The sequence below is a fragment of the Methanolobus sp. ZRKC5 genome (genome assembly GCF_038446525.1).
Classification (GTDB): domain Archaea; phylum Halobacteriota; class Methanosarcinia; order Methanosarcinales; family Methanosarcinaceae; genus Methanolobus.
The window spans coordinates 2,143,290-2,164,571 of sequence record NZ_CP151792.1; the positions used below are offsets into that span (position 1 = coordinate 2,143,290).

Genomic DNA, 21,282 nt, shown 5'->3' on the forward strand with positions numbered 1-21,282 from the left:
TATGCAGACTTTAGTTAACTCTTAACATAAGTTGGATATGCAACTACTAAGTTATAGTATAAATAAAATACTTTTTAATCCCAAATGAAAATTACTTTCACCCTACTCACAATCTCTTTAATACTCAAAAAAGTCAATAAGTCCAAAGTACGTACAATGGGAGATGCGTGCACGGTTTGGAACAAGCACCTAGGATGACGAATCCAGGATGTGAGAAAATCGTACCAAAAGTATGTGTTACAGCACATACTACCGCACCTCATGTCGTTCTTAATCAATATACTATTTAATCTTTCGCTTATTTACAGATTTATCGTGATCAAGTAGAAATTCTTATATAGTATTTGCAATATACAACAAATTTAGCTATGTTACAGCATGGCTAAAAAATAAATGGAACAAGTATCATGACGAGTAAAAGCGACGACAGGATAGCTTCGGCTATTTCCAGAAGCGACCTTGCAATAGTCAAGGTAGCCAGTAAAGACCATGAAAAGATATCTAACGTACTCAACGAGCTGCAATCTGTTTTTATGCAAAAATGTAACTCTTTAGGAGTACCTATAAAACGAGGCAGGTCTAACAACCTGCCCACCATCTCACATGCCGTGAATTTCCTCATAGGTCACGCAAGTTTCAATCCCACAGACGTTGAAGCTTACACCGAGACCCTGGCAAAGGAGGCAACAGCATGACCGAGGTCTCCCTGCAATCCCGACAGAAAGCCCGTGAGATCTACGAGGAGCACAAAGAGCTCATAGAAGCCGACATAGCCTTTGGTGCCCCCCTTCACATGAGAATAGCCCGTACAGTCAAAGAAGTCGCAGGACTCTAAAGGGTGATCTCATTGAATCACAAAATTATCAGCGACAGTTCTAACTCTGCTCAACAGCAGTCTCATCCCATTTCTAAGAACGGACGCTGTCCTTCATACATCCTCTCATCAGATGATGAGTTTACAGCTACAATTGCAGAAATCAATCTGCAGGCTGTAAACCTGAATGCATACTTTTCTATCCTTCAATCTCGCTTAGATGCAGTACTTCACAATGAAACGGCGGACCCTTCTTTAATAACCCCCACTCGTACCACAATCACCACGGGGTCCGCTCTTATACCTCCTCTGATTACTCGTGGAGAGGTCGAGGATTTCAAAAGAACAGAACTTGCAAAACTCGGCCTTGATTACATCCCTCGGGTATTGGCAGAGTTTCAGGAGGGAGAGTAAATGAAACTCACTCCTGACGTGCGTGTTCGCTGGGTAATTGCAGACCCAGACAATGAGACTGGTTCTAATATTATCCCAGGTTTACATCCTGACCAGATATCCAACGCCAACCTTCGCACAGATGATGACTGTGTACATGTTTCCTGGCTGGAGATTGTTCCCGGGTGGAAAGCAGAATTATATGGCTATTCAAAGGCTGCTGTCCGTGGTGGGATAATTATTTTATCTATTTTGTACTTTTGGACATTTGGTGCAGTTGTATTTCAATCACTAGGAGTGATCTGAATGACCTCTGATCAACCCTGTCCTGATTGTGCTGAGATCTTCCCTGATCTTACTCCTGTAATCACAATGGAAGCACGCATTGTAAGCAAGCTTACAGGCATACCTGCAGAGAAGCTGCAGGAGATCAAGGATGCACCAAAGCCAAAAGATGGGCCACTCACTTCTGAGATTGTTAACTATCGTGAAGCTTATCATTTTTTGATTGGTGCTGTTTCCGGATCAGTTCTCGCAATAGGATATGTGTTCTATTTTCCCTTTGGTATGGCCATGCAGATCTACACAGGATTCATGCTGCTGCTCCTATTATTTGCATTGCTGGCAGGATGGAAGGCCACACGTGCCAGGTACATAGAACACTACAGCACATATCTTGCTCCAGAACACTCTGAGGGAGGTGATGAGTAATGTGCTGCTGGCAGAGATTCATAGAGATCTATTCACGTGAGAATTTCAAGGATCCAGATAATAGCCAGGATAAAGAAGCAGACGAGGCGGTGTACTGATGTCTGGCTTCGAGCTTACTCAACAAGAGATGATCAACTGGAAAAGGTTCCAGAAGATCACAAAAAGAAAACCTGCAGAACCACTCAAAAATATACCTGTTAAGCGCAGAGAGGAGGCTGTGGATCTGTACCTTGAAAGCAAGTCTTTAGGACATGTGTGTAGCCAGTTGAAGATGGCCAGAGGAACACTGACCAAAATACTAGACCTTTATGAGGTGGTGTACTGATGGCAGCTCCTAATATTCCTATCTGTGCTCGTTGTGGCTTCACTACAAAGAACGCACGTATGACTGACGAGGGTCTGCTTTGCTCTCGTTGTTATTCTTCTTATTGCGAAGAGCGGGCAGAATACTTAGCATATGATGTGTGGTGTTACTAATGTCTGACATACTAAATCCTGCAGACATTGGGATGAACGTTAAAGAAGACCAATCTTTACACCAAGCTGCTAAAGCTCACCGTAGGAAGATCAGAAGGGTCAAGCATCGAGGATTTAAGAGTCACATTCAAGCCTGTTCTACCTGTGGTCACTACATCTGCAGATGCCAGGATATCAAACGAAGAGAAGAGATCAAGGGGGTGATGCAATGACAGGACCGCTAAAAGGATCACATCCTGCAACAGGTCTCTGCAGGAAAGTAAAATGCAAACATCTTCTACCTGAAGATATTGACACCGTAAGAGGTCCTCGTATCAGCTGGTACTGTGGCCTTACCGATAAAATCCCTGGAAACATGGTAGAATGTCCTTTGGATGCTCCGGAGGAAGTCATGAAGGTCCTTGCAGTACGTCAACCATGGGCTTCCCTTATTGCCATGGGAATTAAGGTATTGGATATCCGGTCCACAAACTGCTACTATAGAGGACCAGTGGCAATCTATGCAACCCGGGGAAATGTTCGAAGGAAGGATCGCAAATACTTCGAAGAAGTCCTGGGAAGGAAGATCTCCACACTTCCCCATGGAAAGATTCTGTGTGTGGTGGATATATCCGGAACGATTCCTTTTAAGAACCCGGAGAAGTTTGCTGCATATTCAGAGTGTCACTATCTAAGTCCATTCTTTTTTGAGAAGGATATGCGTGTATATGGCTGGATCTTCCAGAACGTAAGGCCTGTTAAGCCAGTTGTGGGCTTCAAGATGCCAAAGGGCTGTATAAACTGGTCGAAGATAAGGGCCAATGTGATTGAGTCATATCTGCCTATAGTCCAGGAAGTGACAGCATGATAGTCTTGGATATTTTTTATGATTATTTCCAGAAAGATCTCCTAGGTTTCCACTGGAATGCTTCAACTAAGATAGGAGTGTGATTTTCGAGAATTTGAATACGAATACGTACCCATACGTACGCCAAAAATCTCCGGACCTCTAACACGTATCGCTATGCTGCGGTGTAGCCTAAGAGGTAACTGAGCCGGGGCTCTGTTGCCTTGGCATGCGTACGTACCCATACGTACGTATGCGGCTCTCGGTTTTTTCCGGGTATTAATCAATTTGAAAATCGACACGAAATGTAGGAGGTGGCATTATATGAAAATCAAAACTACAACTTCTATTGATCCTTATTTAAAATCATCATTTGAATCAACTCAATCACTCCATAACAAAAGCTTCTCGGAAGTTTTGGAAGCAGGAATCCAGCAGGTACTGAAAGATGTATCTCCGCTAGAATATGTACAGCTTACTATTTCCCAGAGGGAGCAGGAATTATCTGAGCTCAGATCAAAGCTTGCTGAGCTTGAAGTTCTGGATAGGCAGAGGAAGACAAGCAAAAAACCGGAATCCACATATAATCCACAAGTCCAGGAATATCTCGAAGAGTTTCGGCAGGAAAAATTTGAGAAAACAAAGGCAAGTAATATTCGTTTATGGAAGATGGGCCAGGTTAACTGGAAGAATGTTATTAGTAGCTATCAGTTTACTGATAAGAAAGAAGCTCAGGAATGGTTTGCTCAAAGGATTGCTCAAGAGAAATATGCAGTTTCAGTTTGACATTTTAAAATTCATAGAACCTTATATGAGCTAAGAACAACCAGGTCAATCTAGCACATCCTTAACCAAAGGAATAAACAAAATAAGAACAGTAATCGCTTTTAAAGCTCTAATATCTATAATTGTGGAGGTAAATTATCATGTTTTTAAAAAACAAATGATAATTTTAGTGCATTTTAATAGAGATATTTCTCATATTTGTTCATATTTGGATTATTTTAGGAAGGTACAAATATTATTTGGTGGTAGTTTTATTCATGCGATGTAAGGTAAGCATACAAAAAATAACAAATGTTTCAATTCATTATGATTACCAGTACGGTCTTGCTTCTATGTTGTACAAGCGCCTCGCCAATGCAAACATTACCCTTGCAAATGAGCTGCACAGCCATCAGGGATTTAAATTCTATACATTTTCCAACCTTATAATCGAAGACTGGATACCGGATAAACATGGGTTGAACTTTACAAAGGCCCACTTTTTCATATCTTCACCTGATTCTGAGTTTATCCGTAGTTTCACAGAAGGATTGCTTCTTCAACCAGAGTTTTTCCTTGGAAGAGAGAAAAAAGTAAATTTCATAATTGAAAGTATCGAAATACTGCCACAAACTGAGTTTACAGATACCTGTACATTCACGACGCTCTCACCATTATATGTGAAGACAATGAGAAAAAAAGATGAAAAACTTGTTGAGATTGACCTGTATCCGAAGGATGCTAAATTCTATGAGAATCTCCATACGAACCTCACAGCCAGATATGAGGAATATCACGGACACAAGATTGAGCACGATTTTTTTGATATACTGGATGTGAATAACTTTAAACCAAAACGAGTGTCTATAGGTAACAGTTTCAGACGATGTAGTTTGCTGACGATGACACTTGAAGCTAGTCCAGAATTTGTGAAGTTTGCCTATGATGCAGGATTCGGAGAGAAGAATGCAATGGGATTCGGGTGTTTGGGCGTGGTGGAGTGAATAGTTTTATTGTGGATGGCTCGTTAGAGGGTTCTTTAGAAAACAATGGCAAATTTGAGCTCAATTTCAAGGATACAGGAAATTATTGGTTAGACTCTGGTATTGTTGCACTATTCAATGCATTTGACAAGCATAAGAAATTAGCAACAAATCTTGGAGTTACGGTCAAAGGGCGTAGATTTGCAGTAGAAGGTCCAGATCAGCAAACAGTTGTTCAATTTATCAGTCAGGTAATTGATAATCTTGTTAATATGAATTATATCACGCCTACACAAAACAAGGATATCTGGTACGATGAAGCTGATGGAGAGTTCAAACTTTATCAGAAGACAAATTTCACTCCATTTCATTCTGCTCTTATCTCGGGAGTTGTTCCTTCCATAAATAATAAGTTGCTAATAAAAGATATGAATGCAGACCTAAATGAGAAGTTTGAAGCAGCGTTGGATTCTTTTAATGAAGGTACAGAGCAGAAGGCGAAGATTGGACCAAAGCAGGCAAGTAATGTCGACAAGGCATATGTGCCAATGGATGTCCCTAAGCTCTCTCTAAAGACTGCTCTGGACTTTGAAACAGGGAAAAACAACTGTTCTTTCTGTGGTCATTCAATCAAAAAAGGAGCAAATCCGACCGGTGTGAACTATCCATGGCTTACATCTAGTAATAAACTTAAAAATTTTAATCCCATGCATAAAGGAAAACTTGTCATGTGTGGATATTGTGAAGCAGCGTCAATTGCAGTTTATGATCTCTTGCGCTATCACATCAATGGTGATCGCCTATTTGTAGCTCTTCCACATGCTGAAAGCCTCGATGAACTCAGAAGTGTTTGGAATGACATTAAATCATATGCTCCAACAGAAGGAAATGAAAGCGTTTACTGTAACTTCACTGAACAGAAGATTCCTACTTTTCATCTGAGTGAGAACTTCGTGTATCTTGCAATAGCCATGTATCAGTCAATAAAGGATTACATATCTCTAGGTGACAGAGAGGACAAAGATGCATGGCAGCGTTTCACTTCAAAGAGATGGTATGCCACTTTAGGTGTCAAGACACAAAGTTTGCAGTTCAGGAGAAACTTTGAATTTGCAAGATTCGGAGATATGTTTCTATTTTTTGATCAAGTGACTGAAGGAGAGGATGGAGTAGATTTGTTCCAGTTATTCAGTGATCTGTTCGTTGAAAAGAAACGTGGTATCAGCATTGCTAATGTGATTCATCGAGAAAAGATCTGTGAAAAAATGCTCAGTTTTGATGACATCTCGAGTGAGGTGGAGAGATTCACTTTTGAAAAAGGCAGGCCAGTAAGAGGCCTCCATCATTTTGTGAAAATATACATGATAATAAGTGTAAAGGAGGGTTCCCGTGTGGATGAGAATATAGTAGAGATATGTGAAAGTATCGGTGACAGAATTGGAAAATATAGTTACTTTACCAAAGATAAAGGTGTTCTTTTTGGACTGAGAAATTCCAAGAACCTGACCGAATTCTTGGAGAATCTTAATAGTGCACAATTCAAAATGCCAAATGAGAAGTATTCAGGTCGTCTTAGAATACCAAAAGAGTTACTATTAAGTATCAATGAAAAGAACTGGAGGCAATATAAATCATTGATAACTATTTTTGCTAAGAATCCTCCATTGAAGAAAGAGGAGAAAATTGAGGGTGAAGAAGTTCCGGACGAGACTGGAGAAGTCAAGGAGGAATGAAGATGGAATCAAATTGCTTAAACATCAGTTATCTGTTCAAAATGAGTATAGGAAATGCAAACAGTGGATTTAACGAAGATAATGTTTCTACGCTTAAAAAGATTACACTACCAGATGGTTCAACACTACCATATATATCAGGTCAGTCGATTCGTCGCAATATAAGGAACAAGTTTATGGAGTTGGGGTGCGATGTTTCCCCATTACAGGATCCTCGTAGTGATGAAGAGAAGACAAGTGAATCGAAAACCAAAAGTCCTGACTTTACAGAATGTGACCCTGTAAGCTATATTGACGATGATCTTTTTGGTTTCATGAGAGCAGTAACTGGTGATACCCGAAAACGTACCTCTCCTGTGCGGGTAAGTTCTGCAATTGGAATGTACTCCTTCCAGAATGACCGTGATCTTGGAACAAGAAGTAGTGAACAGACACGTGGGAAGGCCGATGCTGGCGGATCAATGTTCGAAACTGAAATCACGCACAATTATTTTGCAGTCAACATACTCATCGAACTTGATCGCATAGGAAAGTTTAGTGGAATGGAACTCAACAAGGACGAAGGCTTCGAAATTGATGCAGAAGCAAAAGTTGAAAGACTGAACTCACTGATTACAGCAATAGAATACCTATGGGGAGGTGGAAAACAGAGTAGGCTCCTTTCGGACATGTCGCCGAAGTTTGTAGTCTACACACGTCAATCTTCAAAACTACCTCTCTTCATTGAAACTTTGCGCACGAACCCCGATGATATTGGTTCTGTGGATGTGAACTTATTGAACAGTACACTTGTAGCGAGTAAAAGCATAATACAAAATGAATGTATTGGATATCTACCAGGTTTTTTCAGAAATGATAATGAAATCAAAGAAACATTCAAGATTGTCAACCTCAATGAATGTTTTGACCAGATACGAGATGATATAAAGAACGTTTACATCGGGTGAGATTGTGGATGCTATCCGACTTCATGTGCGAGGACTTCTAAACTCTTTCAGAGACCCGAATACACATAAAATCCATCGCACATTTCCTTTTCCTCCACGTACAACATTGATAGGACTTGCCGGAGCTGCACTTGGACTTCCTGAAGACACTATATGGCAGGAGTGCAATGACCTTAAAGTTGCAGTTGTAGACATATCCAAGAAGTCTGATATTGGTGGAATGGGAAAGGCTGAAGATCTTATAAAGTACAAGAAGTATAAGGACAGTAACATCGAAACAAGTATTTTTGTGCGTGAACTGCTTTATAAACCCGAATATCTGATATATTATACATCTGATGATGAAAATCATATAGATGAGCTTTATGGTTCTTTTCTGAATCCTGCATATGCCTTAAGTTTAGGGCGTGATGATGAAATAATCTCAATAAAGTCTGTTGAGAAAATAGATTTAAGCCCCGTAGATTCAGGTGAGTTTGGGGAAACGATCCTGCCTTTCAATCCAAAGGATGAGGGGTTTAAAATTGACATAACTAATCAAAAATACTTTGAACCATATAGTCTGGCAACGTTACCTTCTACATTTATTGTTAAGAATAATGTCAGACAACCTTCGGAGTTTAAGGTTTATGCATTTCTCAAGAACTTGAAAATACATCTTAGTAAACAAGGAGGGTTTACGGATGGCAGATATAACTTCTTCCTACTCTGATCTTAAAAATAATGAAGTGCTTGCCAAACTGAACCCTCAGCAATCTCTTCAGGAACATATTTCGGACTGTCTTTGTATCTTTAACAGATTCATAGCACATCGAAAGGAGGATGGTATAGAACTTGCAAAAAAAGCCCAGATAAGTGAAGAGCGACTTCTTAAAGGCTTATTTTATTGCGTTGCGTATCATGACCATGGGAAAGCAACACTACCTTTTCAGATGAAAATCAGGGGTAACAGTAATTCAAATTGTTCCCATTCTCTTGATTCTTTACCATTCATTGAATCACAGGTTAAAAATAATCCATTGTATGAAGAGATCCCCAAACTTCAACTGGAAACTTTGGTAGTAGCAAGTCATCATTCTCGTTTACATCCAGATAAGTTTTCTAAATGGCGTGCTAAAATGCCACCAAAGTATTATGATGACTGCTTGTCTGGTGTAGAAGGGTTCATCTGTGAGTCTTATTCTGCCACCTTTAATGAAGAAAAAACTGCAATTTTCTATCCTAAGCTCGATAAACCGAATTATTATATAGTAAATAAACAATTTTCACTTTTCAAAGATTTATTCCCTGATGATGGTGTGGTCCGTGATATCTTTTCATTTCTGAAAGCGGGAATGCATTACTGTGATTGGTGGGGCTCTGGCGTTCATCTCGATAAGAAATTCTATATTGATAATATCAAAGATCCTTTAAAGCAATCAACGCTTAAGAGGGTTCAGGACAAAGATAGTAAAAGTGGTTTTCTTCCTCGAAAGCAAATAATTTGGCATAATTTTCAAAAAAAATCTGGTTGTTTGAAAGGGGATGCATTTTTGGTAGCTCCTACTGGTTCAGGCAAAACAGAAGCAAGTTTATTGTGGGCACAAAATAATCTTGAAAATCACAGGCTTTTGTATCTACTTCCTACCATGACCACAACAAACAAAATGTGGGAGCGAATGGTCAACATTTTTGGATATGATAATGTTGCTCTTGTTCATGGAACTTCCAGATTCCTTTTGCATGGAGAACTGGATGATGATTACATAAACTTCAACTATAAAATGAAAGAGATGAGCTCTTTTCTTTATCCTGTCAATGTTTCCACGGTTGATCAGATGCTGTTCAGTCTATTCCATTCAAGCCAGTGGGAAACGAGGAATGATGCACTTCAAAACAGCCTGACCATCCTAGACGAAATCCATGCTTATGATCCCTATACTTTGGGATTGATAATAGAAGCCATGAAAAGAGCAGGACAAAGAAGCAAGTTTTGTGTAATCAGTGCAACACTTCCTGATATTATAAGGGAAACAATAGAAGTCGAAACTGGGAGAAAATTCTCTCATGTAGAGGATAAGCAATACAATAACAGAGTTAAGCTCTCCATTAACATTGAAGATGCAAAGATAGATGATTGTATTGAACAGGTCCTGTCCTCATTTAACAACGGGAAAAAGGTACTTGTTATTGCAAATACTGTTTCAAAAAGTAGTGCCATTTATAATAAGATTGTTGAAATGCTTGACGAATCACCTTTGTTTGTTGGGGAAAAAGAAACTCTTGATCAGGTACTTCTTTTTCATTCTCAGTTCATCTTCAATCATAGAAGAATCAGAGAAAACAAGTTAGAAAATCTGCCTGATGGTTCATTCATTGCAGTTACAACCCAGGTTGTCGAAGTAAGTCTTGACATTGATTTCGATGAGCTACATACCGAAGCTGCACCAATTGATTCACTAATTCAAAGGTTTGGTCGTGTTAATCGTAATAGACCAGAAGGCGTAATCTGTCCTGCGTATGTTTATGAAGTTGATTCTCCAAGGCCTTATACTGATATTGACATAATAAAGTTCAGTCTTGCGTTACTTGAAAGTGCAGGTCAGGAACCAAGTGAAGTGGTTTTAAGGGATTTAGTTAATCAATTGTATGACGATAGTTATTATTCAAAGATTGAGATGGGCTTACAGAAGGCAGAGTCTAAAGTCTACGATGTAATTTCTCAAAGACGTTATCTTTATACAGGTAAACTGTTTGATGACGATATTGCTGCTTACACGAGAGAATCCGATTACCCAACAGAAACGTGCATTCCCATTGAGTATCAAAAAGAAGTCGAGGAACTTGTTCCCCTTGAACGCATCGGATACCACATTCGTATTCCGAAATGGATGTATGATAAGAATAAGTATGAAACGAATGGTGAAATTCGATATATTTCTTTGCACTATGATTCATTAAAAGGTATTACACACAATACGCCTTTCTTATGTATTTAATTTACAAATTTCAGTAAACTCACTATAATAATTTTAAATATTAATCTCAAAAGCTCTGCACTCATGACAAACAACAATCCCACCACACCAAATACTACAAAAGCACCCAAAGATGAATATTCAACAACAGATCACCCTCTTTCCCCCACCATGAAAATAACCGGTGTCAAGATCAACTACTACCACATCTGCCACACCAAGCTCTGGCTTTTTTCCCACAATATCACTCTTGAACATGAACACGAAAATGTCAATATCGGCAAGGTGCTCCATGAAGAAAGATACAGCAAAAACAAAAAGGACGTTACTATTGACAACACGATCAGCATCGATTTTGTGAAGCAGCGTAATGGCATCATAGAATTACATGAGGTGAAAAAGACAAAAAAGATGGAGGATGCCCATCTACGGCAGATGCTCTACTACCTTTATTACCTCAAACGGAGAGGAATTGATGCGCAGGGTGTCATGAATTATCCTTTGCTGAACCAGACCAAAGAAGTGATATTGACATCGGATGCAGAGAAGAATATTGAAGAGGACATCAGGGGCATTGAAAGGATAGTCACTGGTAGAATGCCACATCCTAAACGCATACGAATATGCCAGAAATGTGCCTATTCCGAGTTCTGCTTTTGTGGTGATGGCGATTGATAAGATTTTGTCATTAAGATAATGGAGAAGATGGACACTATGCGAGCCGATTATTATATCCTGCAGGATGGTATTTTAAAGCGAAAGGAAAACACAGTTTACTTTGAAAACAAAGGCGAGAGACGCGTTTTACCTATAAACAAGATATATTCCATTTATGCATACGGAAAATTATCATTTTCATCGGGTGTTGTGTCATATCTTTCAAAGAACGGAATCCCCATACATTTTTTCAATTACTATGGTTTCTACGAAGGCAGCATGTATCCACGGGAGACGCTAATTAGTGGTGATCTTGTGATACAACAGGCAGCTCAGTATCTTGATGACGATAAGCGGATGCAGCTTGCAGGAAAGTTCATCGAAGGTGCATGTGGAAATATTCTTAAAAACTTGAAATATTATTCAAGGAGCAGAGAGGATATTCAGAAAAACATAGATTCATACATAAGTTCGATTGAATCGGAGATTCTTCGCCTTCCAGATGCCCATTCAATAGCAGGCATGATGAATGTAGAAGGACGAATACGCAATATATATTACAGTGCCCTGGATGAGATATTTCCTGAAGAATACAGGATTGTAACACGGACACGTCGCCCGCCAGGAAATAAGATGAATACGCTTATCAGTTTTGGCAATTCCCTGATGTATACAACAGTTCTTTCTGAAATCTACAATACTCAGCTTAATCCAACCATTTCATATCTACATGAACCTTTTGAGCGTCGTTTTTCACTTGCACTTGATGTTAGTGAGATCTTCAAACCTATCATCATTGACAGGATTATATTAAAACTTGTGAATAAAAATATGCTGGATGACAACTGCTTTAGAGGAGAGATTGGGGATATGCTGCTGAGTGATAAAGGGAAGAAGATATTTTTAAAAGAGTACAATGACAAATTAGGCACTACTATCAAGCATAAAGGTTTGAAGCGTAATGTATCGTATAAGCGTCTCATTAGGCTGGAGCTTTACAAGTTATCAAAGCATGTGCTTGGTGATGAAGTGTATAAGCCACTTGTGATGTGGTGGTGAAATGTATGTAATTGTTGTCTATGATATCGGTGTGGAGCGTTTAAACAAAGTGCGAACTTTTCTAAAACAGTATCTAAACTGGGTTCAGAATAGTGTTCTTGAAGGTGAATTAACAAAAGCAGAGTACATGAAAGTCTATTCTTATCTGAAACAGATAATCAACGAAGATGAAGATAGCATTTTCTTTTACCGTGTGAGAGATAAAATGTATCTAGGTTTTGACGAACTAGGTAGTCGGCCAGCAGAAATTGATACCATAATATGAGATCATTCGTGGATATATATAAAGGGAGGGACAGATAAACGAACCACGAAAATATGTGTGATTAATTTAGTTGTAGTAAATGGTTTTTAATAGTAGCTAGTTAATTGTTAGTTATTAAAAACACCATCAATATAGATGCAAGTTGATTTTCAATAGACAGTAACTGGTGGTTGAAATATGGACAAATCGGCTTGGTTAAAATCAGACCTTAGAGGGATTGAAACGAAGACAACACCACTTATTATTTGGGATATACAAATGGTTAAAATCAGACCTTAGAGGGATTGAAACTTGGAATGCGCAGGGACATCACCACAAAGCCGTTCGTTAAAATCAGACCTTAGAGGGATTGAAACGATTTTGATACGGAAAGGATCACATTCCATCTTGAGTTAAAATCAGACCTTAGAGGGATTGAAACGAAGATAGCAGCAGATAAAAAGAACTTGCTTGATATGTTAAAATCAGACCTTAGAGGGATTGAAACATTTACAGGGACCATTGCAGACATTCACATTGACACCGTTAAAATCAGACCTTAGAGGGATTGAAACCGACGATTGGATATATAGTCAGATGTCCGCAGCAGGGTTAAAATCAGACCTTAGAGGGATTGAAACCCTGTTATGTTGGAGCCACCGACACCCACCTTGAAACGGTTAAAATCAGACCTTAGAGGGATTGAAACACCGTTCAGGAAGAGGAAGAAGAAACAGATACAGAAGGTTAAAATCAGACCTTAGAGGGATTGAAACGACAATCTCCGGCTAGGCTCAGATTCGCGCTGTAATGTTAAAATCAGACCTTAGAGGGATTGAAACACTTCTACATTTATTGTATATGGGGCTACTGAAATATCGTTAAAATCAGACCTTAGAGGGATTGAAACTTATCAATTATAATATAATTTTCAAACCGGATATCAGTTAAAATCAGACCTTAGAGGGATTGAAACATTATTCTAGTATTATCAGCAAAATCAACAGTGCCATGTTAAAATCAGACCTTAGAGGGATTGAAACTAGAATCAGCAATGGCACTCGGTGGAACGATGCTTCGTTAAAATCAGACCTTAGAGGGATTGAAACTACTCATCAGCATGGTAGACATCATTAATCCACAATGTTAAAATCAGACCTTAGAGGGATTGAAACATTCGTGTGAAGTGTACCGTCGGCGGTGCTTGCAATATGTTAAAATCAGACCTTAGAGGGATTGAAACATTGAATTATTAATATACCCTTCTTTGCTTGCATGGGTTAAAATCAGACCTTAGAGGGATTGAAACCACGGATGCCCGGGTCCATTTGCTTAAGGTCGTTCAGGTTAAAATCAGACCTTAGAGGGATTGAAACGATTGAACACAAAGATATTGATTATCCTGGTCTTATGGTTAAAATCAGACCTTAGAGGGATTGAAACTATCTAACAACTTCCTGGTTGGCGGTGTCATTAATGGTTAAAATCAGACCTTAGAGGGATTGAAACTTTTATAAAATTAATAATGTGTTCTCCGTTCGTCTGTTAAAATCAGACCTTAGAGGGATTGAAATGAATAAGATACCACTATAGGATAATTGTAATCCTCAGTTAAAATCAGACCTTAGAGGGATTGAAATGCATACAAATGTCAGTGATGTTCTGATTGAAAACAATGTTAAAATCAGACCTTAGAGGGATTGAAACAACGATGTGCCTTCGTTTTGCCTCCCCTAGATGATATATTATCCTTTGATTCTTTCTCTAGGAATCCAATTGTTCTTACTATTTAAACAACATAAAAAATATCTGTCATTAAAAAAACATACATTTTCCATGCCTAAAAGGAGAAGGAAATCTAAAAAGGATGTGTCACTGGATAGTGTAATGTTTAAGCATTCCATGAGGTCACCAAAGTCTAAAGAAATGGATCTGTCTTTGACCGCTGTAAATACGTTTAGTCCTGATAATGAAGATGGACTAAATAAATGGTATGCACAACCAAACAGATATGATATCATAGGAATTGATGACAATCCTAAAAGAAAGTCCCATCCATCAAAGAAGGCAAAAAAATCTCTGAAACAAAAAGTATCATCTACTATCCATAAATCCACACCATTAAAGAAAAAAGAACCTGGTAATGATTGGAGTGTAGTATCTCCTAACCGTAAATTGCCAAAAGAACTGAATAATGCATCCGATAATTTCAGTCCCTATGAGCACAATATTCTACGAGATAAAGTGACATATGGAGTAGAAACTAAAAGAGGAGCAGCAGGTTTTCACATATATGATGCGCGTACAAATACCAGTCAAATCAGGATTTCAGGTAGATCTTTGCGGGATAAACACGAAGCAAACGATGTTCTAACTCATGAGATGGTCCATGCTCTAAGAGCAATGGATACGCGCAGAAAGGGGATGTTGCAGCGATATCAGTACATAGGGGCAGACATTGATTTAGAGGAAGCAGCAACTCACAGTGAAACGACAGCCAGACTCAAAAAAGATACAATTCCGCTTGTAAAAAATCCAGCTTATTATGCTGCTGTCAGAGATCCAAAATACCCACAAAGCAGAATTGAAGACAAAAAAACATTAACAGGCAATAAACAGCATGTAATTGGAGAACCTGTCTTTAAAGTAATGGACGATAACTTCTGGGACACTCATTTAAGCAAGATGGCTAATCGCTGGCGTGGTCATGGATTTAGAGGCAGAGAAGAGCTTGTAGATCAATACTTTAAAGTCCAGGATAAGAAAACAAAGAGAATACAATATGTCCATGCATATAACCCCGATATGAGTATGTCTGAAAGACAAACAGCTCAAGAAGTTGAGCAATTGGACGGAGTAAAAGGGGATGATACTGTTTGGGCATACAACGATGGTAAAATAAAGAAGGTGATAAAATGAATAGAGTTTGTACTACCTGCAGTCACATTGTTGATCAGGAATGGGTTGAAAAATGCCCCAAATGTGGTGGAATATTAGAACCATACAATCCTGATGTACATGTCAATTATGCTGAAATTGATATAGATCCAGACTATGAAACTGCGAAATCATGGAGATCAGATTAAAATTCATAATTGTACTATCTATTAGTTCCACCCTGCCAATCTTCTCCGGATCTCCATCTTCTCACCATCCGTGAAAGGCAAGCCCTGGTAATGCATCATTGATGTCAAACAATCATGTTCCTAGCGTAGACAGATTACATTAAGTGTGATAATTCCTACAACCCATAATAAAGGAAGAAGTTGAACATAAAAAAGATTTAAATGTAGGCATATATAATATATTATTGCTATGGAAAAGAAGATACGAAAATATAACTACTACCCAATCACCTCAATTGATTATTATTCTAGTTTATCAATATCTTTAACCATAGTTTTGTGGGCATTTTATATTGTTTTTTATTATGTAGAATTTGGACCGCAAGAATTTCTGTGGAGGTGGAGAATGGGCTCAATCTCTGTAAGCATTATTACAATTATCTTTCTGATTTGGAGATGGCATTTCTTCCATGCTCTATGTACACGAAGCGTTGATGTCATTGGATATATTTATTCAGCAAATGCATTCGTGAGTGGTGGTTCAAGAGTTGAGTACAAGTATGAATTTCAGGGTGTGAAGTACTTGAGAGGAAATGCATTAACACAGAAGGTATTTTTTAATCATGAATTTCATGAAGGCGATGAAGTAGTCCTCCGAGTTGATCCAAAGAATCCCAAAAGAGCAGTAATAAAAGAACTCTATTTTTGATTTGTTATTTCAGTACAATTCATAATATGACAGAGTTTCCCAAACCGCCAAGTAAAGGAATAATGTGAATAAACCATAATCAAGAAAAGTGGTCACAACATAACATTATTTAATTTTTTCCCATAAATTAAAATGAGAAACTATTAATATTAGAGTAACTTGTGAGAGAGTGAGGCATGTGAGCTATTTATGTATTTAATACGTACCACTCCCCCAATAACCCCATACTACATGCCTCTAATAACGTCTTTTCTTGTTTTATTATCTAATCAGGAATAAATCATATTAATTTCGGCTTTTCTGTCTATGAAAACACTGTGCAATAAAAAATAAATGGTAACTATTCAGCCTACCACAATTAGCCTATTGATACTGATTTAATCAAAACGGAGATGTTTGCTCACTAACAACCTAAGAATCAAAAAAGCAATCAATGGCAACAATCAAAATTAATGATCCTAATAAAATGTAGGTCTCAACTTTTTGTCAAGATTGCTATTGATAGTGTTTTTATCAGGCTGAATAGTTACAAGAAATGATTATATGCAAGGAGTGTAAACAATTGATATGGGTTAGGGAGTGACTCATCAGGTTTAGAGAAGAGGGATCAATGAGGGTGAGAAATAAGATGTCTCTTCCCTAAACTACTTTTTCTTTTCCGTGTAATGAGTCGTCGCTCAGTCGTGGCTTCATTCTAAGCATGTCAGTCCAAAGGTAACTAGCACTTTGTGAAAAAGCGATTTCACTTCAGGCCGAATTTGCCAAGTAAAGGAAGCTATTTTCCTTGCAATTGAAATTCCTAAACCGCCAAGAATAGGAAGTAAGTGGTGAGGATAAGCATAAACAACATCAGGCGGCACTTACCGTTCACACATATTGAGACAGGTATTGCACTGTAGGTGACAGGTGTTGTTGCCTAATTCCCATAATTAGGGAAACATTTCCATTAGCATTTCAAAAAACGTTTTTTCCTTTTTAAGCACATTCATCCAAAATATTTTATTATCCAGGTTTGTGTTATTGAAAAGATGAGAATATGATAATAGATAAAACATGAATTTAACAAAAAAAGTAAAAAAAGAACCTTGATCTTCACTTAATCTCTTCTGCGTTGGAACATAAATGCCAGTCCGAGTACTGCAATTACTGGAAGTGCAATTGTTGGGAACTCTGGGATATCTCCACCTTCTGGAATCCAAGTTTTGGATACTGTTGTACTACCTATAAGTGCTCCACTTGAATCTGCTACACTTACTAAAATAGTATCTTCTCCAACGGCTGTTCCAGTGTAGCTAAACGCGACTACCTTAGTTGAATCGGCGACTTTAACAGCACCATCTGTGTTTGCACCTTGTACATCAAACGTCACGATGTTGCCCGGATCAACATCCTTCACTGTAATCGTATGCACAGTGTTCACAGGATTTATGTCGCTTAGCGGTTCTACTACAGGAACATACTGTGGTGGTGCAATTGCAGTACCCCCTGCGAACATTAGCATAAATATCAAAAATATTCCAATACAAATTATCGAATTATGTTTACTCATTTAGATTCCCCACAGATTCATACAAAATCTGAGTTTATATATGTGGTTTATATTTGCTTTATAATGCAATATGCTCTTTGTGAAACTATAATTCTAAACATTGCTACTTACAAAGTTGCCACTTTTAGCTATTGCCCATTGAATAAACTACAGATATTCATCTATCATTTTGTATGAAATCCTATTGAAATTAACACCATAATAATGGCTAATTTTTGCTGGGTTTCCAGCTACGCCAATTAAAGGAAATCGTGATTAAAAGGCACTGGTTTTCTTTTATTCTAGACATGGGTGGTCACCTACATTTCCAATTCTTTAAACATGTGGGTGCTTCCTCTGTCCCATAATAAAGGAAGGTGTAAACGATGGAATTTGAAGAAATTAAAACGGATGATATTAAACTGAAAATGACACTCTCATCATCTGAACTGAGAGAAATTCAAAATTGGAGGGATGAGCTTATGGAATCAATTCCTCCTGAAAATAAGTTCGGCGGACTAGTAAATATGCTGACTAATATATTGATTGCAACTGATGCAGAGTGACTAAACCCCATAATAAAGGAAATGTAAGTATGGTAGTTCTGGATCCCAAATCCAAGTGTGGGTATAGATTAACAGAAAGAGATCTCCGCAAATGCTCCACATGTGGTAGGCTGAGATATTGGTATATCACGGTTGATAATTGGGATCCATTCTCCTATCATTATGATAAGTGCATGGAATGTGGATCCCATTACAAAGCTGTAGTAGCACAATCTATGCTTTTGCAGTTTGCCTAGATCCCATAATAAAGGAAGTTGTGAGAAGTGGAAATAATAGAAGAAGCTACATAAAATTGAAATCTTGTTGTGCTTATTGGAATAATTATGATTTAAAAGGGGACAGACACCGATAACCATTGTCGGTGCCTGGTGGTACAGTATCCTAAGCTAGTTAAGAATACATTTAATTCTTTTTTGTTCATGGCTTATAGAATATGCGAAACATTGTTTCTTAGAAATCATTAGAAGTAAAAAGGATAACACCAACTAAAGTGTGGTAGATTGAATAAATAATCCGACTTAGTATGCTACTATTTGCATTTTTGAGTGAGGCTTGTTTTGCTCATATTTCCAAGTTCAATACTTCGTTAAATTTAACTTCATAAGACCACCAAATCAGAAAGAAGAAAATTATGATCTCAGCAGATGGCCTCCAAATACATGATTCATTTCCGAGTAGTTTATTTATATACTATTACGCATATATATATAGCATGTGCATTTTCCACACATTACTAAACAAGGTTTTAAGCCCAACACATTTCCTGTCGGAGTAGTTGTATGGATAATAATATCAATTCACATATAGGCCTATTTGAAGAGGTAATATCGCATAGTCCTTCTGTTCTTTTTTTGTGGAGAGCTGAAGAGGGGTAGCCTATCGAATTTGTTTTGGATAATGTCTCTATGTTTGGATATTCTGCGGATGATTTTCTCACAGGGAATGTGAGATATGCAGATATTATACATCCTGGTGACCTGGAGCGTGTTTCACAAGAGGTTGAACTTAATTCCGAAAAAGGACTGGACAATTTTAACCAAGAATATAGGATAATATCTGATAACGGTGATATCACATGGATAACAATATATCGATAGTGAAGCGAAATACCGATGGCGAAATAACTCATTATCAAGGTATCATTCCGGACATATCTGATAGGAAAAAAATGGAGAAATTATTGAGTGACTCTGAGCAAAGGTATCATTCAATGCTCGAGAACATCAATGATGGTGTAGTGGTTATTCAGGATGGGACCGTTATAATTGTGAATCCTCAGTTTGCAGGAATGATTGGATATAAGGCTGACGAGGTGATTGGAATGTTCTACCTTGATCTGGTCGCTCCTTCCCATATGGAGCTTGTGCGCAGCAGACACAACAAACGTCTGGAAAAAAATACAACGTGTCCTTCCAGTTATAAACTGGTTTTGATAAGTAAACATGGTGATGAAGTACCTGTTGATATAAATGCTTCATATATTGAACATGCGGGCAAGTCTGCTACCATCAGTATAATAAGAGATATTACCCAGAGAAAAAGGGATGAAGAAAAGATAAATCGTAGTCTTGAGATCCAAAAGGCACTTGCTTTGGTCTCATCTACGCTTTTAACCTCATCAGATATTGAAAAGGCAATAAATATCTCTCTTTCCTGCATCGGCAATTTATGTGGTGCAAGTCGAGCATACATTTTTTTATACGATGAAAATGGCAAGCACATGTCAAACACCCATGAATGGTGTGCCGATGGTGTAGTTCCCCATAAGGTCGATCTTCAGGAATTGCCAATGCATACCTTTCCATGGTGGATGCAACAACTTTCCAGCGGGGAAATGATACATATCACCAATGTCGATGATATGCCTCTTGAAGCATCTGCAGAAAAAGAGATCCTTGAAATGCAGAATATCAGTTCTTTATTGGTACTTCCTCTTTTAATTGGCAAAAGAACAAGCGGTTTCATTGGTCTGGACAATATCATAAATGTCGGTTCCTGGAGTCGGGAGGATATAGCTATCATGGGCACTGTTTCCCATTTGTTATCTAATTCCATTGAGAATGATATGAAAGAGGTCCAGCTTGCTGAAAATGCTCGCGAACTATGGAACGCAAATGTGGAGCTAAAGAGGACAGCAAAGGTGAAAGATGCATTTTTAGCTAACATGAGTCATGAACTGAGAACACCTTTAAATTCGATTATAGGTTTTTCAAGTGTACTTCTATCCGGAATTGCCGGAGTGATGAATGATAAAGAGGTTCGCTATCTCAATCATATATCCAATTCTGGCAAACACCTACTTGAGATCATTAATGATATTCTTGACATATCAAAGGTTGAATCTGGAAAAATGGAACTCATTTATGAGAAGGTATTTGTTTCAGACATTATTGGATCGGTAATTAATATTGTATCCCCTATGGCGGATAAAAAACAGATAAATTTAAATTGCGACATCAACCCGATTGGAATATCGGTCGAAGCTGATCATGTTCGTTTTAAGCAGATCGTTTCTAATCTGGTAATCAATGCTATTAAATTTTCCGATGAAAGAAACGATGTATCAATTATTGCGAAAAGGGAAGGAGACCTGCTCAATATTTCGGTAGCTGACACTGGCATCGGAATTACTCAGGAGGACCAGCCTAAACTTTTCAAGCCATTCCAGCAACTGGACTCTTCAAACTCCCGCAAATATGAGGGCACGGGCCTTGGTCTTGCACTTGTTAAGGATCTTGTGGAATCACATGGCGGGCATATATGGGTTGAAAGTGAACCGGGCAAAGGAAGTATCTTCACTTTCAGTATTCCCATAAAGAGGAAGTGTGATGCATAGTAGCTCCTGATA

25 protein-coding genes and 1 CRISPR repeat array are annotated in these 21,282 nt (G+C 38.2%); of the genes, 24 read left to right on the plus strand and 1 reads right to left on the minus strand.

Annotated elements, in window-relative coordinates; genetic code table 11:
• Positions 1-407: 407 nt before the first annotated feature.
• The 21 genes from WN948_RS10555 to WN948_RS10655 all read left to right on the plus strand — a co-directional run bounded on the left by WN948_RS10555 (position 408) and on the right by WN948_RS10655 (position 16,340).
• Positions 408-695 carry a hypothetical protein gene (locus WN948_RS10555; RefSeq protein ID WP_342304163.1) on the plus strand — a complete coding sequence of 96 codons (288 nt, stop codon included), beginning with the start codon at positions 408-410 and terminating at the stop codon, positions 693-695.
• Positions 692-835 (plus strand): hypothetical protein, encoded by a 144-nt coding sequence (locus WN948_RS10560; protein ID WP_342304164.1) that lies wholly within the window; start codon positions 692-694, stop codon positions 833-835. The genes WN948_RS10555 and WN948_RS10560 overlap by 4 nt, the downstream gene beginning before the upstream one ends.
• A gap of 12 nt (positions 836-847) precedes the next feature.
• The gene (locus tag WN948_RS10565; protein WP_342304165.1) at positions 848-1,228 is read left to right on the plus strand and encodes a hypothetical protein; all 381 of its coding nucleotides are present in this window, start codon (positions 848-850) and stop codon (positions 1,226-1,228) included.
• Positions 1,229-1,513 carry a hypothetical protein gene (locus tag WN948_RS10570; protein WP_342304166.1) on the plus strand — a complete coding sequence of 95 codons (285 nt, stop codon included), beginning with the start codon at positions 1,229-1,231 and terminating at the stop codon, positions 1,511-1,513.
• Positions 1,514-1,918 carry a hypothetical protein gene (locus WN948_RS10575; protein ID WP_342304167.1) on the plus strand — a complete coding sequence of 135 codons (405 nt, stop codon included), beginning with the start codon at positions 1,514-1,516 and terminating at the stop codon, positions 1,916-1,918.
• 97 nt (positions 1,919-2,015) lie between these two features.
• Entirely contained in the window at positions 2,016-2,243 is a 228-nt protein-coding gene (locus WN948_RS10580) for a hypothetical protein (RefSeq protein ID WP_342304168.1), read from the plus strand.
• Positions 2,243-2,395, plus strand: coding sequence for a hypothetical protein (locus tag WN948_RS10585; protein WP_342304170.1), 153 nt, complete (start codon positions 2,243-2,245; stop codon positions 2,393-2,395). The genes WN948_RS10580 and WN948_RS10585 overlap by 1 nt, the downstream gene beginning before the upstream one ends.
• Positions 2,395-2,607: a hypothetical protein gene (locus tag WN948_RS10590; protein ID WP_342304171.1), complete on the plus strand. Its 213-nt coding sequence runs from the start codon at positions 2,395-2,397 to the stop codon at positions 2,605-2,607. Before WN948_RS10585 ends, WN948_RS10590 begins: the two co-directional genes overlap by 1 nt.
• On the plus strand, positions 2,604-3,242 hold the full coding sequence (locus WN948_RS10595; RefSeq protein ID WP_342304172.1) for a hypothetical protein: 639 nt from the start codon (positions 2,604-2,606) through the stop codon (positions 3,240-3,242). The genes WN948_RS10590 and WN948_RS10595 overlap by 4 nt, the downstream gene beginning before the upstream one ends.
• A 303-nt stretch (positions 3,243-3,545) precedes the next feature.
• Positions 3,546-4,007: a hypothetical protein gene (locus WN948_RS10600; protein WP_342304173.1), complete on the plus strand. Its 462-nt coding sequence runs from the start codon at positions 3,546-3,548 to the stop codon at positions 4,005-4,007.
• A gap of 257 nt (positions 4,008-4,264) precedes the next feature.
• A complete protein-coding gene (gene cas6 / locus WN948_RS10605) occupies positions 4,265-4,990 on the plus strand; it encodes a CRISPR-associated endoribonuclease Cas6 (RefSeq protein ID WP_342304174.1) in 726 nt (241 codons plus the stop codon).
• 11 nt (positions 4,991-5,001) lie between these two features.
• Entirely contained in the window at positions 5,002-6,702 is a 1,701-nt protein-coding gene (locus WN948_RS10610; RefSeq protein ID WP_342304175.1) for a hypothetical protein, read from the plus strand.
• Positions 6,703-6,704: 2 nt separating this feature from the next.
• Positions 6,705-7,649: a type I-B CRISPR-associated protein Cas7/Cst2/DevR gene (gene cas7i / locus WN948_RS10615; protein WP_342304176.1), complete on the plus strand. Its 945-nt coding sequence runs from the start codon at positions 6,705-6,707 to the stop codon at positions 7,647-7,649.
• Between the two features lie 4 nt (positions 7,650-7,653).
• Entirely contained in the window at positions 7,654-8,361 is a 708-nt protein-coding gene (locus WN948_RS10620) for a CRISPR-associated protein Cas5 (RefSeq protein ID WP_342304177.1), read from the plus strand.
• The gene (cas3, locus tag WN948_RS10625; RefSeq protein WP_342304178.1) at positions 8,333-10,627 is read left to right on the plus strand and encodes a CRISPR-associated helicase Cas3'; all 2,295 of its coding nucleotides are present in this window, start codon (positions 8,333-8,335) and stop codon (positions 10,625-10,627) included. The genes WN948_RS10620 and cas3 overlap by 29 nt, the downstream gene beginning before the upstream one ends.
• Before the next feature lie 63 nt (positions 10,628-10,690).
• Positions 10,691-11,281 (plus strand): CRISPR-associated protein Cas4, encoded by a 591-nt coding sequence (gene cas4 / locus WN948_RS10630; RefSeq protein ID WP_342304179.1) that lies wholly within the window; start codon positions 10,691-10,693, stop codon positions 11,279-11,281.
• 30 nt (positions 11,282-11,311) lie between these two features.
• A complete protein-coding gene (cas1b, locus tag WN948_RS10635; RefSeq protein ID WP_342304180.1) occupies positions 11,312-12,322 on the plus strand; it encodes a type I-B CRISPR-associated endonuclease Cas1b in 1,011 nt (336 codons plus the stop codon).
• 1 nt (position 12,323) lies between these two features.
• Entirely contained in the window at positions 12,324-12,587 is a 264-nt protein-coding gene (gene cas2 / locus WN948_RS10640) for a CRISPR-associated endonuclease Cas2 (protein WP_342304181.1), read from the plus strand.
• Positions 12,588-12,781: 194 nt separating this feature from the next.
• Positions 12,782-14,273: a CRISPR direct-repeat array (repeat unit 29 nt; unit sequence GTTAAAATCAGACCTTAGAGGGATTGAAA).
• Positions 14,274-14,402: 129 nt separating this feature from the next.
• Positions 14,403-15,485 carry a hypothetical protein gene (locus tag WN948_RS10645; RefSeq protein WP_342304182.1) on the plus strand — a complete coding sequence of 361 codons (1,083 nt, stop codon included), beginning with the start codon at positions 14,403-14,405 and terminating at the stop codon, positions 15,483-15,485.
• Positions 15,482-15,652, plus strand: coding sequence for a hypothetical protein (locus WN948_RS10650; RefSeq protein ID WP_342304183.1), 171 nt, complete (start codon positions 15,482-15,484; stop codon positions 15,650-15,652). The genes WN948_RS10645 and WN948_RS10650 overlap by 4 nt, the downstream gene beginning before the upstream one ends.
• Positions 15,653-16,037: 385 nt before the next feature.
• The gene (locus WN948_RS10655) at positions 16,038-16,340 is read left to right on the plus strand and encodes a hypothetical protein (RefSeq protein ID WP_342304184.1); all 303 of its coding nucleotides are present in this window, start codon (positions 16,038-16,040) and stop codon (positions 16,338-16,340) included.
• Between the two features lie 1,096 nt (positions 16,341-17,436).
• Here WN948_RS10655 and WN948_RS10660 read toward each other — a convergent pair.
• Complete coding sequence (locus WN948_RS10660) at positions 17,437-17,841, minus strand: PEF-CTERM sorting domain-containing protein (RefSeq protein ID WP_342304185.1); 405 nt, start codon at positions 17,839-17,841, stop codon at positions 17,437-17,439.
• Positions 17,842-18,254: 413 nt separating this feature from the next.
• Here WN948_RS10660 and WN948_RS10665 point away from each other — a divergent pair, with 413 nt between their 5' ends.
• The 3 genes from WN948_RS10665 (at position 18,255) to WN948_RS10675 (ending at position 21,270) form a co-directional block, all read left to right on the plus strand.
• Positions 18,255-18,434, plus strand: a complete 180-nt coding sequence (locus tag WN948_RS10665; protein WP_342304186.1) for a hypothetical protein — start codon at positions 18,255-18,257, stop codon at positions 18,432-18,434.
• Positions 18,435-19,339: 905 nt separating this feature from the next.
• Positions 19,340-19,531: a PAS domain-containing protein gene (locus tag WN948_RS10670; RefSeq protein WP_342304187.1), complete on the plus strand. Its 192-nt coding sequence runs from the start codon at positions 19,340-19,342 to the stop codon at positions 19,529-19,531.
• Complete coding sequence (locus WN948_RS10675) at positions 19,510-21,270, plus strand: ATP-binding protein (RefSeq protein WP_342304188.1); 1,761 nt, start codon at positions 19,510-19,512, stop codon at positions 21,268-21,270. Before WN948_RS10670 ends, WN948_RS10675 begins: the two co-directional genes overlap by 22 nt.
• The last annotated feature ends 12 nt before the right edge of the window (positions 21,271-21,282 follow it).

Coding starts and splice junctions, on each gene's coding strand:
- WN948_RS10670 (WP_342304187.1), top strand. CDS start 19,340: ATGTTTGGATATTCTGCGGATGATTTTCTCACAGGGAATGTGAGATAT.
- WN948_RS10590 (WP_342304171.1), top strand. CDS start 2,395: ATGTCTGACATACTAAATCCTGCAGACATTGGGATGAACGTTAAAGAA.
- cas4 (WP_342304179.1), top strand. CDS start 10,691: ATGACAAACAACAATCCCACCACACCAAATACTACAAAAGCACCCAAA.
- WN948_RS10675 (WP_342304188.1), top strand. CDS start 19,510: ATGGATAACAATATATCGATAGTGAAGCGAAATACCGATGGCGAAATA.
- WN948_RS10595 (WP_342304172.1), top strand. CDS start 2,604: ATGACAGGACCGCTAAAAGGATCACATCCTGCAACAGGTCTCTGCAGG.
- WN948_RS10660 (WP_342304185.1), bottom strand. CDS start 17,841: ATGCTAATGTTCGCAGGGGGTACTGCAATTGCACCACCACAGTATGTT.
- WN948_RS10585 (WP_342304170.1), top strand. CDS start 2,243: ATGGCAGCTCCTAATATTCCTATCTGTGCTCGTTGTGGCTTCACTACA.
- cas6 (WP_342304174.1), top strand. CDS start 4,265: ATGCGATGTAAGGTAAGCATACAAAAAATAACAAATGTTTCAATTCAT.
- WN948_RS10575 (WP_342304167.1), top strand. CDS start 1,514: ATGACCTCTGATCAACCCTGTCCTGATTGTGCTGAGATCTTCCCTGAT.
- cas7i (WP_342304176.1), top strand. CDS start 6,705: ATGGAATCAAATTGCTTAAACATCAGTTATCTGTTCAAAATGAGTATA.
- cas1b (WP_342304180.1), top strand. CDS start 11,312: ATGGACACTATGCGAGCCGATTATTATATCCTGCAGGATGGTATTTTA.
- WN948_RS10560 (WP_342304164.1), top strand. CDS start 692: ATGACCGAGGTCTCCCTGCAATCCCGACAGAAAGCCCGTGAGATCTAC.
- WN948_RS10580 (WP_342304168.1), top strand. CDS start 2,016: ATGTCTGGCTTCGAGCTTACTCAACAAGAGATGATCAACTGGAAAAGG.
- WN948_RS10555 (WP_342304163.1), top strand. CDS start 408: ATGACGAGTAAAAGCGACGACAGGATAGCTTCGGCTATTTCCAGAAGC.
- WN948_RS10645 (WP_342304182.1), top strand. CDS start 14,403: ATGCCTAAAAGGAGAAGGAAATCTAAAAAGGATGTGTCACTGGATAGT.
- WN948_RS10570 (WP_342304166.1), top strand. CDS start 1,229: ATGAAACTCACTCCTGACGTGCGTGTTCGCTGGGTAATTGCAGACCCA.
- cas3 (WP_342304178.1), top strand. CDS start 8,333: ATGGCAGATATAACTTCTTCCTACTCTGATCTTAAAAATAATGAAGTG.
- WN948_RS10650 (WP_342304183.1), top strand. CDS start 15,482: ATGAATAGAGTTTGTACTACCTGCAGTCACATTGTTGATCAGGAATGG.
- WN948_RS10600 (WP_342304173.1), top strand. CDS start 3,546: ATGAAAATCAAAACTACAACTTCTATTGATCCTTATTTAAAATCATCA.
- cas2 (WP_342304181.1), top strand. CDS start 12,324: ATGTATGTAATTGTTGTCTATGATATCGGTGTGGAGCGTTTAAACAAA.
- WN948_RS10655 (WP_342304184.1), top strand. CDS start 16,038: ATGGGCTCAATCTCTGTAAGCATTATTACAATTATCTTTCTGATTTGG.
- WN948_RS10665 (WP_342304186.1), top strand. CDS start 18,255: ATGGAATTTGAAGAAATTAAAACGGATGATATTAAACTGAAAATGACA.